We start from the raw sequence: 15,911 nt of genomic DNA on the forward strand, positions 1-15,911 counted from the left end.
TCCACACTTCCTGAATATCTGGTCATACCAGATCACATGCGCTTATTCAGGAGATAGATATGCTCTACCAAAGCGAAACATTACAGCTTCACTGGCTAGAAAACGGCATTGCCGAGTTGGTGTTTGATGCACCGGGTTCAGTTAATAAGCTGGATACCAAAACCGTGGCCAATTTGGGTGAAGCCCTGGCTGTATTGGAAAAACAAAGCGAACTCAAAGGGTTGTTGCTTCGTTCTGCTAAAGCGGCCTTTATTGTCGGGGCTGATATCACCGAGTTTCTATCTCTGTTTAATGCCCCATCAGAAAAGCTGCACCAATGGCTGGTTTTTGCGAATGATATTTTCAATCGTTTGGAAGATTTACCAGTGCCGACCATTTCTGCAATCAATGGATACGCATTGGGTGGCGGATGTGAATGTGTTCTCGCCACAGATTTCCGTGTTGCCTCGCCGGAAACCCGAATCGGCCTGCCAGAAACCAAATTAGGTATCATGCCGGGCTTTGGTGGTTCAGTGCGTTTGCCGCGTTTATTGGGTGCAGACAGTGCGCTGGAAATTATTGCCGCTGGTAAGGATATTATTGCCAAAGACGCATTGAAAGTCGGGCTGGTTGATGCGGTGGTCGCCGCCGAGAAGCTAACGGAAGCGGCATTGGTGATGCTGAAACAGGCGATTGATGGCAAGCTCAACTGGCAAGCCGCGCGTCGCCCGAAGTTAGAACCACTGAAGCTCAACCCAACTGAAGCGGCGATGTGCTTTACCATTGCCAAAGGTATGGTTATGCAAGTGGCAGGCAAACACTATCCCGCCCCCTTAACCGCCGTAAAAACCATCGAAGCCGCCGCAAAATTTGGCCGCACCGAAGCGCTGAAACTGGAAACCAACAGTTTTGTGCCATTGGCCGGTTCCAATGAAGCGCGTGCTTTGGTCGGTATTTTCCTAAACGATCAATTTGTTAAAGGACAGGCGAAAAAACTGTCTAAAGGTGTCAACGCCCCCAAACAGGCCGCAGTGCTGGGTGCCGGGATTATGGGCGGCGGGATAGCCTATCAGTCGGCATTGAAAGGCGTGCCCGTCATTATGAAAGATATTAATGACAAATCCCTGACCATTGGGATGAATGAGGCTGCAAAATTACTGAACAAACAATTGGAGCGCGGTAAAATTGATGGCCTGAAAATGGCGACTATTTTGGCGACCATCCAGCCAACGTTGGATTACACCGGCATTGAACGCGCTCAGCTTATTGTGGAAGCGGTGGTAGAAAATCCAAAAATTAAAGCCGCTGTCCTTGCTGAAGTTGAAGCGTTGATCAGCGAAGATGCTGTTTTGGCCTCTAATACCTCTACGATTCCGATCGATCAATTGGCGAAATCCTTGCAGCGCCCAGAAAATTTCTGCGGTATGCACTTCTTCAACCCCGTTCATCGGATGCCACTGGTTGAGATTATTCGTGGCGCAAAAACCTCAGACAAAACTATTGCTGCCGTTGTGGCATACGCCACGCAAATGGGTAAAACCCCGATTGTGGTGAATGATTGCCCCGGCTTCTTCGTTAACCGTGTCTTATTCCCCTATTTGGCGGGATTTGGCATGTTAGTCAGAGATGGCGGCGACTTCCGTCAGATTGATAAAGTGATGGAAAAGCAGTTCGGTTGGCCAATGGGCCCAGCTTATCTGTTAGATGTGGTGGGCATTGATACTGCGCATCATGCACAAGCCGTAATGGCGGTGGGTTTCCCTGATCGGATGAATAAAGATTACCGCGATGCAGTGGACGTGATGTTTGATAACCAGCGTTTTGGTCAGAAGAATGGCCAAGGTTTCTACCGCTATACGCAGGATGCAAAAGGCAAACCACGTAAAGAAAATGACGAGCAGGTGGATATCTTACTGGCCGCAATCAGCCAGCCCGCTCAGAAATTCAGTGATGAGGATATTATTGCCCGCACCATGATCCCGATGATCAATGAAGTGGTGCGCTGTCTGGAAGAGGGGATTATTGCCAGTCCGGCCGAAGGGGATATCGCGCTGGTTTATGGCCTTGGTTTCCCGCCATTCCACGGGGGGATTTTCCGTTATCTCGACACCATCGGTAGCGCCAATTATGTCGAAATGGCCCAGCGCTATGCCCATCTTGGCGCGCTGTATCACGTCCCTGCAGGGCTGAGAGCCAAAGCGGAACATAACGAAAGCTATTATCCTGTGGCAGCAGCGCTGCTTGATGTTTCTACCAGTCAACCGGCATGAGGTCTGAAAACATGGAAAACGTAGTCATTATTGATGCCGTCCGTACGCCGATGGGCCGCTCGAAAGGGGGCGCGTTCCGCCAAGTACGGGCTGAAGATCTCTCCGCCCATTTAATGCGAGAAGTGCTGAGCCGCAATCCGGGGCTGAATGCCGCCGAAATCGACGATATCTACTGGGGTTGCGTGCAACAAACACTGGAGCAGGGTTTCAACATTGCCCGCAATGCGTCTTTGCTGGCAGAGATCCCGCATAGCGTACCCGCAGTCACCGTGAACCGCCTGTGTGGTTCATCGATGCAAGCCTTGCATGATGGTGCCAGAGCTATCATGGTGGGTGATGCGCAAGTGAGTTTAATTGGCGGCGTGGAACATATGGGCCACGTCCCCATGAATCACGGAGTGGATTTCCATCCGGGTATGGGTCGTACCGTCGCTAAAGCCGCCGGTATGATGGGATTGACCGCAGAAATGCTGGCAAAAATTCACAATATTAGTCGCCAGTCACAAGATGAGTTTGCCGTCCGCTCTCATCAACGCGCCTATGCCGCCACTCAAGCCGGTCATTTCGCCAACGAGATTGTCGCCACCAATGGGCATGATGCCGATGGCATATTGAAACGTTTTGATTTTGATGAAGTTATCCGACCTGAAACCCACCTTGCGGGTCTGGCTGCTTTGCGCCCCGCTTTTGATCCGGTCAACGGCACAGTGACGGCGGGGACATCATCAGCACTTTCTGATGGTGCGTCTGCCATGCTGATTATGAGCGAATCTCGAGCAAAATCATTAGGTTTAACGCCGCGCGCCCGCATTCGCTCAATGGCGGTTGTAGGTTGTGACCCATCAATCATGGGCTATGGCCCGGTACCTGCGAGCCAACTGGCCTTAAAACGTGCCGGACTCAAGCTGGAAGATATTGGATTATTTGAGTTAAATGAAGCGTTTGCTGCTCAATCGCTGGCTTGCCTCAAGGGGTTGGGTCTGCTGGAGAGTATGGACGACAAAGTGAATCTCAACGGAGGTGCCATCGCATTAGGCCATCCATTGGGTTGTTCAGGGGCGCGTATTTCTACCACCTTACTCAATCTGATGGAGCGCCGTGATGTACAATTCGGTCTGGCAACCATGTGCATCGGCTTAGGTCAGGGTATCGCGACCATCTTTGAGCGCGTTTAACTTCCGAAGATATTCATCTGAAAAACATTCAGGGCCTGAATTCAGGCCCTGATAACCGCTGTATCTGGTGTTTAGTTGCCGTTTTCCCGCCTGTCAGGGGCGGGCTTTTTTTTATCTATTTTTTACTCAGATAAAGGCAAATGCATCACCAAAAATGTGAGCTTCTTGCGCGCCACGTTCCGCACAGAAACGCTCACGCGCAATTTTTGCCATCTCAAAACGGCCAGCAATATAGATATCTTGCTCAGCAAGAGAGCCGTAATCTTGCAATACGGCACTCAGTACCGTTCCGGTGCGACCACGCCAGCCCTCTTCCGGCTGCTCCACCACAGGAATCACTTTCAACTGTGGATACTGAATAGATAGTGCTTCCAGTTCGCTGAGATCATAGAGATGCACTGCTTCGCGCCCACCCCAATAGATAGAGACTTCGCGATCAGGCTGCTCTGCTAACGCGGCCAACAAAATTGAACGCGCATAGGAAAAGCCCGTGCCGCCAGCAATCAGCACCAATGGGCGGTGACTTCCCTCGCGGAACCATGCCTCACCATGTGGAATATCCACATCCAAAGTTTTCTCTTTCAGAATCCGGTCCATGACGGCCATGGCATAAAGATTCAGTTCCGAAGCACCAATATGCAACTCAATGAAATCTTGCTGCAACGGCGTAGATGCCATAGAAAATGGCCGTTTATCACGCTCGTCCATGACGACCATCAAATACTGCCCAGCACGGAAAGAAAACGCAGATGCAGGCACCAATTGCACCCGGTACACCGTATCGGTAATGGCCTCTACGGAGGTTACTTTACAGCTTAAAGTTGTCATGCCTTCCCTCTGTCGGGTCATCAAATGCAAAACTAAGGACAAAATCTAACGCCGGTTAGCGTGTAGTTTCATTGTCACTGAAAATGGCGAGCTCGTCCCAAATAGCATCAACACGGGCTCGGACGTCTTCATCCATTTTAATTGGACGCCCCCATTCACGCGGGGTCTCAGCGGGCCATTTGTTGGTGGCGTCCAGCCCCATTTTCGATCCTAAACCGGAAACCGGTGAGGCGAAATCCAAATAATCTATTGGCGTATTTTCAATCAACACTGTATCGCGAGAGGGGTCCATCCGAGTCGTAATCGCCCAAATAACATCATTCCAATCACGTGCATTAATATCATCATCACAAACAATAACAAATTTTGTATACATAAACTGGCGTAAAAACGACCAAACGCCCATCATCACGCGTTTAGCATGGCCTGCATACTGTTTCTTGATAGTGACCACCGCCAATCGGTATGAACACCCCTCTGGTGGCAGATAGAAATCCACAATTTCTGGGAACTGCTTTTGCAAAATAGGAACAAAAACTTCATTCAGCGCAACCCCCATAACCGCAGGTTCATCCGGCGGGCGACCAGTATAGGTTGAATGATATATCGCGTCTTTACGCTGAGTAATATGTGTGACGGTAAAAACAGGGAAACTGTCTATTTCGTTGTAATAACCGGTGTGGTCGCCATAAGGACCTTCCGGTGCCATATCACCCTGCTCAATATATCCTTCCAATACAATTTCTGCACTTGCAGGAACTTCCAGATCATTGGAGAGACACTTCACCACTTCCGTTTTATGCCCGCGTAATAAACCAGCGAAAGCATATTCAGACAGCGTGTCAGGTACTGGCGTGACCGCAGCCAAAATGGTTGCAGGATCGGCACCCAAAGCAACGGCAACCGGGAAGCGCTCACCGGGATGTGCTTCGCACCATTCCTGATAATCCAAAGCACCACCACGGTGGGATAGCCAACGCATAATTAATTTGTTTTTGCCCAGCACTTGCTGGCGGTAGATGCCCAGATTTTGTCGCTCTTTATGTGGGCCTCGGGTGACCGTCAGCCCCCAAGATACGAGCGGCGCGGCATCTTCTGGCCAGCAGTGCATGACGGGGATTCGGCTTAGATCGACATCATCTCCTTGCCAGACTTGCTCCTGACACGGGGCCGAGCTTAAGCATTTCGTCGGCATATTCAATACCTGCTTAAATTTCGGCAGCTTATCGAATAGATCACGGAAGCCTTTCGGCGGATCAGGTTCTTTCAGGAAAGCCAACAGCTTGCCAACATCTCGTAGGGCGCTGACATCTTCTTGCCCCATCCCCATAGCTACGCGCTTGGCCGTGCCAAACAGATTGCACAGTACGGGCATGTTATATCCCTTCGGATTCTCAAAAAGCAGCGCGGGCCCACCGGCACGCAAGGTGCGATCGGCAATTTCTGTCATTTCCAGATAGGGATCAATAGGCTGGCTAATACGTTTAAGTTCGCCCCTCTTTTCCAGCAACGAGAGGAAGTCACGTAAGTCACGGTATTTCATGCTGATCATTTCGGCGGCTAGATGATGCGCCATTATAGGCTGTCTTTATAGCAGTTGCTGTCTTTTTGTTAAAAATGAACACAACCTTACTCAAAAAAATAGCCTGCAACAGGGCGCGATTAATTAGTCCCCATACAAATATCATTTTATCGAAATAAAATAGACTAAATCTTTGTATAACAAACTATATATCCAGAGTGATGATTTCTTCCTCACTATATATATCCCCCTACTTTTGCTATGCTGCCAGATAGGATCCAAAGGCATGTGACATTATGAAACAGTGGCATTTATTATATTGTAAACGTGGTCAGCTTTTGCGCGCCAAAGAGCATTTAGAGCGCCAAGCAGTGAACTGCTGGACACCGTTAGTGATTATCGAAAAAATAGTTCGAGGGAAACGTGCTGAGGTGACGGAGCCTTTATTCCCCAACTATCTGTTTGTAGAGTTCAATGCGGAAGATATTCATACCACCACGATCAGTGCAACTCGAGGTGTCAGCCACTTCGTCCGTTTTGGTGCACAGCCTGCGGTGATACCCGCTATCGTTATTACCGAGATGCAATCTCATACTGCGGATAAGATCATTGCACCAGAAGTGCCTCTGCCCGGTGATATTGTGACGATTACTGAAGGTGTTTTTGCCGGATTACAGGCGATTTATACTGAACCTGATGGTGAAGCACGGTCAATGTTGCTACTGAATATGCTTAATAGCCAAGTGATACAGAGTCTGGAAAATCGCCAGTTCGAAAAACAATAATATTTCTGCCTAGAACAATTCAAACACGATTCTTGGTAGGCACAGCCGTACCTACCTTATTATCCATGCTCAAACGTTAACGCTGCATTTGATCATCATGTAACCATTGCGCCACCTGCTTCGCGAAATAGGTTAATACCCCATCCGCACCCGCACGTTTAAAGCACAATAGTGACTCCATCACCGTTGGTTTTTCTTGCAGCCAGCCATTCTGAATGGCAGCCATGTGCATAGCATATTCACCCGAGACCTGATAGGCAAAGGTTGGCACACCAAAGGTGTCTTTCACCCGACGCACAACATCAAGATAAGGCATTCCAGGCTTCACCATCACCATATCAGCGCCTTCCTGCAAGTCCTGCGCTATCTCTTGCAAAGCTTCATCACTGTTAGCGGGGTCCATTTGGTAGGTTTTTTTATTACCCCCTTTCAAATTACTGCTGGAGCCAATAGCATCGCGGAATGGGCCATAGTAACAAGAGGCATATTTCGCTGAATATGCCATGATTTGTGTATTCACTAGGCCTTGTAGTTCCAACTGATCGCGAATCGCGCCGATACGGCCATCCATCATATCGCTCGGGGCGATAATCTCAGCGCCAGCTTCAGCGTGTGATAATGCCTGACGCACTAAAATCTCTTTCGTAATGTCATTAATGACATAGCCATCAGCATCAATCACGCCATCTTGCCCATGGGTAGTGTAGGGATCGAGAGCGACATCGGTAAGAATCCCTAATTCTGGTACTGCGTCTTTTAATGCGCGCACGGTGCGTTGCACCAAACCATTCGGGTTATAAGCTTCTTCCGCGTGCAATGATTTCGAACCAGACTCGATGACTGGGAACAACGATATGACTGGGACACCAAGCTTGGCAATGGCCTCTGCCTCTTTTATCAGAAGATCTATCGTCATGCGCGAAACACCCGGCATTGATGATACCGCTTGCTGCTGGTTCGCCCCCTCCATGACAAACACCGGATAGATCAGGTCATTGACTGTCAGCTGATTTTCAGCGACCAGACGACGGCTGAAATCATGACGGCGCACACGGCGCATACGGCGACCAGGAAAGGTGCCGGGGAATGCATAGCTCATATTGTTCTCCTAACTAAACCAACCGGAAAATCCGGCGGGCGTTTTCATCAGTTTTCTGCCCTAGCCATTGAGGGTCTTCTTGTCGCCAAATAGCAACCTGTTGGACGATATGGGGCAAAAAGCAGGGTTCATTGCGACGGGAAGCAGGTTTAGGATGTATATCCCGTGGCAATAAATAGGGAGCATCCGTTTCTAATAACAACTGCTGGGCGGAAATACGTGGCAGCATCGCTCTCAGTTCAAGGCCACGACGTTCATCGCAAACCCAACCGGTGATACCAATCGATAAGCCCAAGGCAAGACAGGAATCTAATTCATTAGCACTACCGGTAAAGCAATGTACAACCGCTGCCGGAATTTTATCTAACCAAGGCGAAAGCAACGTAATAAAACGCTCGTGGGCATCGCGGCAATGTAAAAATACGGGCAAAGAGAGTTCAGCAGCCAGTGCCAATTGGGCAGTAAATGCCATCTCTTGCTCTGCGGGGGTAGAGAAATTGCGGTTGAAATCTAATCCACACTCACCAATAGCCACCACTGAGGGATTAGCCGCTAATATTCTAATTTGCTGTTCAACGTGGGTTTGCCAAGTGCTCGCCTGATGAGGATGAACACCGGCAGTTGACCAGCAATATCCCGAATTGGCGAGGGCAATTTCAAGTGCAGACTGACTTTCTTCAGCATCAGTCCCCGTGATAAGCATACCGGTAACCCCAGCATCTTTTGCGCGAACAACGACCTGAGTGTGATCTTTTGCAAATTGTGAACTTGTTAAATTCACGCCAATATCAAACATGAGCGTTCCCAAACAGAAGCCGCCCCAAAGGGCGGCTAAAACATCAAGGTATCGATTTAGGGTACTTTCGGATGGTTATCGGCTTCTTCATCCTCTTCCTCAATATCTGTGCGGCGCTGTTTGCCAGTATAAAAACGGGCAAAGAACACACCAACTTCAAATAACAGATACATCGGGATCGCCAATAGCGTCTGCGATAACACATCTGGGGGGGTAAGAAGCATGCCGACAACAAACGCCCCAACAAACACATAAGGGCGTTTTTTCTTCAATGCCTCAGGCGTTGTAACTCCCGCCCAGCATAAGAGAATTATCGCAATCGGGACTTCAAAAGAGATGCCGAAGGCCATAAAAAGCGCCATAACAAAATCAAGGTACTTAGTGATATCCGTTGCGATCAACACACTTTCTGGCGCTGTCTTAGCAAAAAAACCAAAGGCTAACGGGAAAACGACAAAGTACGCAAACGCCATACCCAGATAGAATAAGAGGCTACTGGATATCAATAGTGGAACCATCAACCGACGTTCATGCTTATACAGTGCAGGAGCAATAAATGCCCAGACCTGATAAAGGATCATCGGTGCTGAAACAAAAACCGAGACCATCATCGTCAATTTAATTGGGGTAAAGAAAGGCGATGCAACGTCGGTCGCAATCATACTGGAGCCAGCAGGGAGTTGTTTGATCAAGGGTGCTGAAACCAGATGATAAATATCATTGGCAAAAAAGACCAATACCAAAAAAACCACTAAAACAGTGATTATGCAATTCAATAGTCGCTTACGCAGTTCTATCAAATGCGTGATAAGGGGTTGGGTATCATCAACAGCCATGTTTACCGATCGCCGCCAGGTTGGTGAATTCGAGGTTGTTCAGCACTAAGTGAGTCTGTGCTATGGGGATCCATTGCGGCAGTATGAGCCTTGTTAACGGATGTTTTCGTAACAGGCAAAGCATCCCCATCTACCGAGGAAGTGGACTTAGCAAATGCCTCACCCTGAAGAATGGGTTTATCAAAGCTATCAGGCGCAGCCTCAACACTGGGTTTAGTGTCTACCGGCGTATTCATGTCGCTCATCTCCGGCACTTGCGGTGATGCCGAGGCTTGAGTTGCTGACTCAGCAGGTGTGACGCCATCATGAATAGCTTCAGGCTCAGTCACCAATGGATTATGGATTGTATGCGGCGCTTCCGAGCTAGTGTCAGATTGATAGGTGCGTTTCAGCGCTTCAGCGGCCTCTTTGAGTTCATCCATCGAAGCCTTCAGTTCAGGTGTCAGATTTTGCAAGCCAGCCTGTTCTACTTTCTTTAAGCTATCTTGTAACTCTTGCACCTTAAGCTCTTGCGCCAATTCGTTTTGCACTGTTGCTGCAAGTGAACGCAATGTACGAATCCAGCCAGAGACTGTTCTGACAGCCACAGGCAACCGTTCCGGCCCAAGTACGACCAGACCGATGACAAGAACCAGTAGCAGTTCACTAAACCCAATGTCAAACACAGCTTATCCCTGCTCTTTATCGTGGCTCTTAGTTTCTTCAGCTTTGACTGCTGGCTGCTGTTTTTCAGTAATCGATTTTGCAAAATCAGCATCATTGCTGGTTTTGTCAGCATTCGTTGGAGGGGTTTGTGGATCATCACCTATGGCCTTTTTAAAACCCTTGATAGATGCACCCAGATCTGACCCTAACGTCCGCAGTTTATTTGTACCAAACAGCAGAACGACGATCACGGCAATGATTAACAACTGCCAAATACTTATACCGCCCATTACATGTACCTCTATTTACAGGGGTTATTCCACAGAGAACTCTATTATACGTCATATAGCCTCTGTGAATACTTATCTAACTTACCGCATTTTGAACTAGCTCATAGCTTACTGAACAAGTTTACATAATTCAGGGTTATCTAATAATCGATAACCCGACATTCTGAGAGATAAATACCTTAACGGGTACGCCGCCACCCAATAAACCAAGCCAAGACGCCCGCAGTAATAAATCCTATTGAAAGCTCAACTTCATTAGCCAAGAATAAAATAGTACCGCTCACTAATAGTGTAGCGCCAACACCGAACAAATACCGTGATTGCCCCTGACGTTGTTGCTGGCCTTGTATCTGTATAGTGAGCTTATCCACACTTTGTTGTAATAGTTTATGCTGCTGCAGACTGTCGTAAACCAGTTCCGGCAACTCAGGAAACTTTTCTGCCCAGAAAGGAGCCTTTTCTTTCAATGCACGAATGACTGCTGGCAGACCGACTTGATCACGTAGCCAACTTTCAAGAAAAGGTTTGGCCGTCGTCCAGAGATCAAGCTGAGGGTATAGCTGACGCCCTAATCCTTCGACATATAACAAAGTTTTCTGCAACAACACGAGTTGCGGTTGTACTTCCATATTAAAGCGGCGTGCCGTATTAAAGAGATTCAACAGCACATGCCCGAATGATATCTCTGCCAGTGGCTTTTCGAAAATAGGCTCACAAACAGTACGAATAGCGAATTCAAAATCTTCAACATTGGTGTCACGAGGAACCCAGCCGGAATCGACATGCAGTTCAGCAACCCGCCGATAGTCACGATTAAAAAAAGCTATAAAATTTTCAGCAAGATAGCGCTTATCTGCTTTGTTCAATGATCCGACGATGCCGCAATCAATACCGATATAGAGCGGATCATGGGGATGATCATAGCTGACAAAAATATTCCCTGGATGCATATCCGCATGGAAAAAACTGTCGCGGAAAACTTGAGTGAAGAAGACTTGAACCCCGCGCTCAGCCAGCAGCTTCATATTTGTGCCTTGAGCTTCCAAAGCGGCAATATCAGAGACCGGTATGCCGTAAATACGCTCCATCACCAAGACACTTTCCCGGCAATAGTCTGAATAGACCTCTGGGATATAGAGCATGGGGCTGTTTTCAAAATTACGGCGCAATTGAATTGCATTAGCCGCTTCACGTAGCAGGTTAAGCTCATCAAGCAGTGTTTTTTCGTATTCACGCACCACTTCGCGGGGACGTAATCTGCGTCCATCAGGTAACAGTTTGGGGACCCAGCCCGCCAAACGGTACATCAAGCGCACATCTGCTTTGATAATTGGCAAGATATCGGGGCGAATAACTTTAAGCACCACTTCTTGACCGTTATGCTTTAAGCGCGCGGTATGTACTTGAGCAATAGAGGCAGAAGCCAGCGCTTGCTGGTCAAAATCGTCAAACCATGTTTCTAAAGGCCCACCCATCGCTATCTCAATGTGCTTTCTTGCGAGTGCGCCATCAAATGGGGCAACCCGATCCTGCAACATCGCAAGTTGATCGGCAATTGTCGGTGGGAAGAGATCACGACGAGTGGACATCATCTGACCAAATTTGATCCAGACGGGCCCTAATTCTTGTAAGGCAAGGCGCAGGCGCTCACCCAATGGCATATCTTTATGGCGATTTGGCAGCCAGAAAAATAGATAACGGCCAATGCGCAGTGGTAGCGTCAAACGTATCTTCGGGATGAGTTCATCAAGCCCGTAGCTCAAAAAAACCCGAATAATTAGATACAGGCGCCGAAGTTCTCCTGGCGTCATTGTTTTGTCTCCATGGTTGCCAATCTGGCACTCAAAGCCTCTGTCGCTCGAGCAGTGGCATCAACCTCTTCGTTGAACCACACTACTTCCAGTGGTGCCGGAGCCATTTTCCACTCTTCAGTTATGGCTTCAGCTAGATAGTGTTGCTGCTGTCGCAATTGCTCACGGATAAAATGGTGACTCTTATGCACTATCTGCCCTATGGTTTCTGCTGCAATATCACCGATGTAGGGTGCCAACCATTCAGCGGGGTCCCACTCAGCGAGATCCAAAAGTGCAACGAGTTGCTGAACTACCTGAATATCACCTTCAACGATCAACTCACCACTGCGCATTAAAGGTGAAAGTTGCTGCCGATCACGCAATTTGGCTAATACAGCAACTTCCGTTTTCACTATGCAATCCGCATCACCATCCCATTGACTTAAAACATCCACCTGCCGTTCGCTGAATATGAGTAGCAAAGGGGAGCTCATCTCACGTAACTCGATACGCAATACCTTCCCAACTAGGCGTAAACGCGCAGTTTTCATGCTCTTATCGCGAAATAACACACTATTTAATGATGTCTCTATAGTGGCTGTTATGAGTGGCGACAGTAGTGTAGGTTTTAATGAAAATGGCTTAAATATCAGTGATCTTAGCGGCATGCTCATATTCCTGTTAAAACTTAAAGCCCCGATGTAATGCAACAATACCACCGGTTAAATTGGAATAAGTTACGTTTTCGAACCCAGCATCTATCATCATGCCTTTGAGCGTTTCTTGATCAGGATGCATCCGAATAGATTCCGCCAAATAACGGTAACTTTCAGAATCCTGAGCCACAAGTTCACCAATTTTAGGCAAGATATGGAAGGAGTAAGCATCGTAGGCTTTGCTCAAAGGCTCCAAAAGCGGTTTAGAGAATTCAAGAACGAGCAAACGGCCACCCGGTTTTAAGACTCGAAACATTGAACGCAGTGCTTTTTCTTTTTCGGTTACATTTCTCAAACCAAATGAAATAGTAATGCAATCAAAGTAATTATCAGGGAAAGGGAGTGCCTCGGCATTAGCCTGTACATAACTGACATTACCGACAATACCCTTGTCACGTAGCTTTTCGCGGCCCATACGCAACATAGATTCATTGATATCAGCCAGAACCACTTCACCCTGTTCACCCACAAGGCGAGAGAACTTGGCTGTCAAATCGCCAGTACCACCTGCCAGATCTAATACCCGCTGACCGCGACGAACACCGCTACAGTCAATGGTAAAACGCTTCCAAATACGGTGAACACCGAACGACATCAGATCATTCATCAGATCGTATTTAGCGGCTACGGAATGAAAAACTTCTGCCACCATGCCTTCTTTTTTTTCTTTGGCTACGGTGCGAAAACCAAAATGAGTGGTTTCCTTCTCCTGATCTACCATTTTTTATGCCTGCTTTTCAGTCAATCTTTCGAGGAAGTGTACCAGAACTCCGATGAAAGCCCCACCTCACCTGGTATTAAGGCGACTGCTTAACCGCAGTCTTCTCAACATCATACAGAAGAGGAACATGCAACTAACCCTGATACTTCAGCGGTGCGGGATCATCTATTCCCATCTTACCTGGGTATGCCTCTGATTCCGCATCATCGGATAGCGCTAAATCACCCTCTGGTTGATCTTCCATGCTGGCTTTCTCTGCCAATGATGGACTAATAGGTCGTTTTACCTCGACCCCCAGAGTGCGAAAACCTTCAACTTGCCCTATCAGGTTACCACGGCCTTGCGACAGTTTGTTCATTGCCTGACGATAACTTAGCTGCGCTTTATCGAGGCTTTGCCCCAATGACTCCATATCATCAACAAATAAACGCAATTTGTCATAGAGTTTGGCGGCTCTCTCAGCGATACGTTGCGCATTTTGGCTTTGATGCTCGTAACGCCATAAATTCGTGATAGTCCGTAAAGCCACCAGCAGTGTTGTCGGGCTAACCAACATAATGTTGTGCTGTAGTGCTTCACTGATCAATTCAGGTTGGCGGTCGATAGCCACTAAAAAGGCAGGCTCTACTGGGATAAACATCAATACATAATCAAGTGAACGTAAGCCAGGAAGTTGCTGGTAATCCTTACGGCCTAACATTTTGATATGGGCACGCAGCGACGATAAATGCTCATTCAATGCGACTTCGCGCTCAACATCATTCTCGCTATTAAAGTAACGTTCATAAGCCACCAGCGACATTTTAGCGTCAATAACAACATCTTTACCCTGCGGCAAGCGGACGATAACATCCGGCTGCATGCGACTATTGCTATCAATTTTTACACTCACCTGAGTTTGATACTCATAGCCTTCACGCAGCCCCGATGCTTCCAGCACTTTAGCCAGAACCACCTCTCCCCAGTTCCCCTGAGTTTTATTATCCCCTTTCAGCGCCTTGGTTAGGTTCAGCGCTTCTCGGGCCATTTGGGCATTAAGTTGTTGTAGGCTACGAATTTCGTGGGTCAGGGTGTGGCGTTCTCGAGCTTCCTGCCCGAAACTGTCCTGAACTTGTCGACGGAAGCCATCCAGTTGCTCTCGTAAGGGCAACAATAAGCGATCTAAACTCTGCTTATTTTGTTCATCCGCGCGTCGTCCGGTTTGTTCAAAGATGCGGTTAGCCAGATTTTCGAATTGCGTGGTCAGCCGCTGCTCACTGTTAAGGAGTAAACGCTGCTTCTCTTCAGCTGTCAGGCGCGTCTCCTCCAAACGAATAGTCACTTCCCGCAGTTCTGCCTCTTGGGCGCTATTCACTTCTCTTTGAGCACGCAACTCTTGATTGAGTTGATCACATTCACTACGCCAATGAGCCAACTGTTGCAGTTTTTCAGCATTTGCCGCGAGTTGGCTGTGCAAATTGCGCAGCTCCAGCTCCCCTTGCCGTAATTGCTGCTCATTTCGTTGCAAGGTCGCCTGTAAATCTGCTGTATTCTGCTGAGCTTGCTGTAATGCCTGCTCCAGTAATCGCCGCTCAATATCTTGCTGTGCTTTATTGCGCTGCTGAGACAAATTGGCGATCAACCAACCCATCAGCCCGCCAATAAGGCAACCCCCAAGCCCATAAAATAAACTGATATCCACGGTTATCTCCCCATTAACCTAATGTCAGTCAAGGTAAGGGGATACTGTATGGATGTCCAGAGTGTTTTTTCCGTTACATTCTGTCTTGCGAAGCGGTGCGCATAAATAACAAGCAGATAAAAAAGCGCTCGCCATCTTGCACAAGATTAGGCTAAAACTGTCCTCCGCTGGCTACCGGCATGCCACTTATAGGCTTAATCTATCCAGCGAGCAAACCACTGAATACCGAATGCGCCTGGAGCCAAAATGCCGAAAGCCCAAATGAGGGCAGAAGTGATATTGGCTAGCTGGAAATAAAATCTTGGCATGGCACAGATACCTGCAACTAAAGGAACAACTGCGCGTAATGGGCCAAAGAAGCGGCCAATAAAAGCACCAAAGAATCCCCAACGCTCAAAGAATGCATGGCCGCGCACGAGTAGCTGGGGGTTTCGGGAAAATGGCCATAGAGTGCTGACACGTTCTTTGTAATGGATACCAACCCAGTATGAGACCCAGTCGCCAAAAAAAGCACCAGCAGCAGCAGCGGCCCAAATAGGCCAGAAAGAGATACCACTTTCACCAATCAGTGCGCCCAACCCGAGCAGGATAACCGTTGCAGGCAGCAATAAGGAAAGGAAGGCGAGGGACTCACCAAAAGCGAGAATAAAGACGATAGGCATGGCCCATGACTCATGTTCGCGAACAAAATCAATAATGATAGTAATGATGTCATTCAGGGTCACATGCGTTTTCCTATTGTTAATAAAGTGGCCATTAGCATACTCAATGTATC

Annotated in this window: 15 protein-coding genes; 3 read left to right on the top strand and 12 right to left on the bottom strand. The window is 48.0% G+C overall.

The features are described 5' to 3' along the window. The first annotated feature begins 59 nt into the window (after positions 1-59). On the top strand, positions 60-2,249 hold the full coding sequence (fadB, locus tag HRD69_RS03830) for a fatty acid oxidation complex subunit alpha FadB (RefSeq protein WP_004875886.1): 2,190 nt from the start codon (positions 60-62) through the stop codon (positions 2,247-2,249). An 11-nt stretch (positions 2,250-2,260) separates the two neighbouring features. Further along, positions 2,261-3,424, top strand: a complete 1,164-nt coding sequence (gene fadA / locus HRD69_RS03835; RefSeq protein ID WP_004875885.1) for an acetyl-CoA C-acyltransferase FadA — start codon at positions 2,261-2,263, stop codon at positions 3,422-3,424. A gap of 126 nt (positions 3,425-3,550) precedes the next feature. Here fadA and fre read toward each other — a convergent pair whose 3' ends face one another. Further along, a complete protein-coding gene (gene fre / locus HRD69_RS03840; protein WP_032814905.1) occupies positions 3,551-4,252 on the bottom strand; it encodes an NAD(P)H-flavin reductase in 702 nt (233 codons plus the stop codon). Positions 4,253-4,307: 55 nt separating this feature from the next. Beyond that, on the bottom strand, positions 4,308-5,804 hold the full coding sequence (gene ubiD / locus HRD69_RS03845; protein WP_032814908.1) for a 4-hydroxy-3-polyprenylbenzoate decarboxylase: 1,497 nt from the start codon (positions 5,802-5,804) through the stop codon (positions 4,308-4,310). Positions 5,805-6,070: 266 nt separating this feature from the next. On the opposite strand from ubiD, the gene rfaH reads away from it, so the two are divergent. Beyond that, a complete protein-coding gene (rfaH, locus tag HRD69_RS03850; RefSeq protein WP_004875882.1) occupies positions 6,071-6,559 on the top strand; it encodes a transcription/translation regulatory transformer protein RfaH in 489 nt (162 codons plus the stop codon). Positions 6,560-6,635: 76 nt separating this feature from the next. Here rfaH and hemB read toward each other — a convergent pair whose 3' ends face one another. From hemB to HRD69_RS03900, 10 genes are all read right to left on the bottom strand, one after another. Beyond that, positions 6,636-7,658: a porphobilinogen synthase gene (hemB, locus tag HRD69_RS03855; protein ID WP_004875881.1), complete on the bottom strand. Its 1,023-nt coding sequence runs from the start codon at positions 7,656-7,658 to the stop codon at positions 6,636-6,638. A 13-nt stretch (positions 7,659-7,671) separates the two neighbouring features. Then, positions 7,672-8,454: a 3'-5' ssDNA/RNA exonuclease TatD gene (gene tatD, locus HRD69_RS03860; RefSeq protein ID WP_004875880.1), complete on the bottom strand. Its 783-nt coding sequence runs from the start codon at positions 8,452-8,454 to the stop codon at positions 7,672-7,674. A 56-nt stretch (positions 8,455-8,510) separates the two neighbouring features. Next, positions 8,511-9,290, bottom strand: coding sequence for a Sec-independent protein translocase subunit TatC (tatC, locus tag HRD69_RS03865; protein WP_004875879.1), 780 nt, complete (start codon positions 9,288-9,290; stop codon positions 8,511-8,513). A gap of 2 nt (positions 9,291-9,292) precedes the next feature. Further along, entirely contained in the window at positions 9,293-9,955 is a 663-nt protein-coding gene (gene tatB, locus HRD69_RS03870) for a Sec-independent protein translocase protein TatB (RefSeq protein WP_004875878.1), read from the bottom strand. A 3-nt stretch (positions 9,956-9,958) separates the two neighbouring features. Continuing rightward, entirely contained in the window at positions 9,959-10,225 is a 267-nt protein-coding gene (gene tatA, locus HRD69_RS03875) for a Sec-independent protein translocase subunit TatA (RefSeq protein WP_004875877.1), read from the bottom strand. A gap of 179 nt (positions 10,226-10,404) precedes the next feature. Then, positions 10,405-12,036, bottom strand: a complete 1,632-nt coding sequence (gene ubiB / locus HRD69_RS03880; protein ID WP_032814904.1) for a ubiquinone biosynthesis regulatory protein kinase UbiB — start codon at positions 12,034-12,036, stop codon at positions 10,405-10,407. Continuing rightward, on the bottom strand, positions 12,033-12,686 hold the full coding sequence (gene ubiJ / locus HRD69_RS03885; RefSeq protein WP_032814903.1) for a ubiquinone biosynthesis protein UbiJ: 654 nt from the start codon (positions 12,684-12,686) through the stop codon (positions 12,033-12,035). The genes ubiB and ubiJ overlap by 4 nt, the downstream gene beginning before the upstream one ends. 13 nt (positions 12,687-12,699) lie before the next feature. Beyond that, entirely contained in the window at positions 12,700-13,455 is a 756-nt protein-coding gene (ubiE, locus tag HRD69_RS03890; protein WP_004875874.1) for a bifunctional demethylmenaquinone methyltransferase/2-methoxy-6-polyprenyl-1,4-benzoquinol methylase UbiE, read from the bottom strand. 133 nt (positions 13,456-13,588) lie between these two features. Further along, on the bottom strand, positions 13,589-15,136 hold the full coding sequence (gene rmuC, locus HRD69_RS03895) for a DNA recombination protein RmuC (RefSeq protein WP_004875873.1): 1,548 nt from the start codon (positions 15,134-15,136) through the stop codon (positions 13,589-13,591). 194 nt (positions 15,137-15,330) lie between these two features. After that, complete coding sequence (locus tag HRD69_RS03900; protein WP_004875872.1) at positions 15,331-15,861, bottom strand: DedA family protein; 531 nt, start codon at positions 15,859-15,861, stop codon at positions 15,331-15,333. Positions 15,862-15,911: the final 50 nt, after the last annotated feature.

Origin of the sequence: Yersinia mollaretii ATCC 43969, assembly GCF_013282725.1 — a bacterium.
In the GTDB taxonomy this organism is placed as follows: Bacteria; Pseudomonadota; Gammaproteobacteria; order Enterobacterales; family Enterobacteriaceae; genus Yersinia; species Yersinia mollaretii.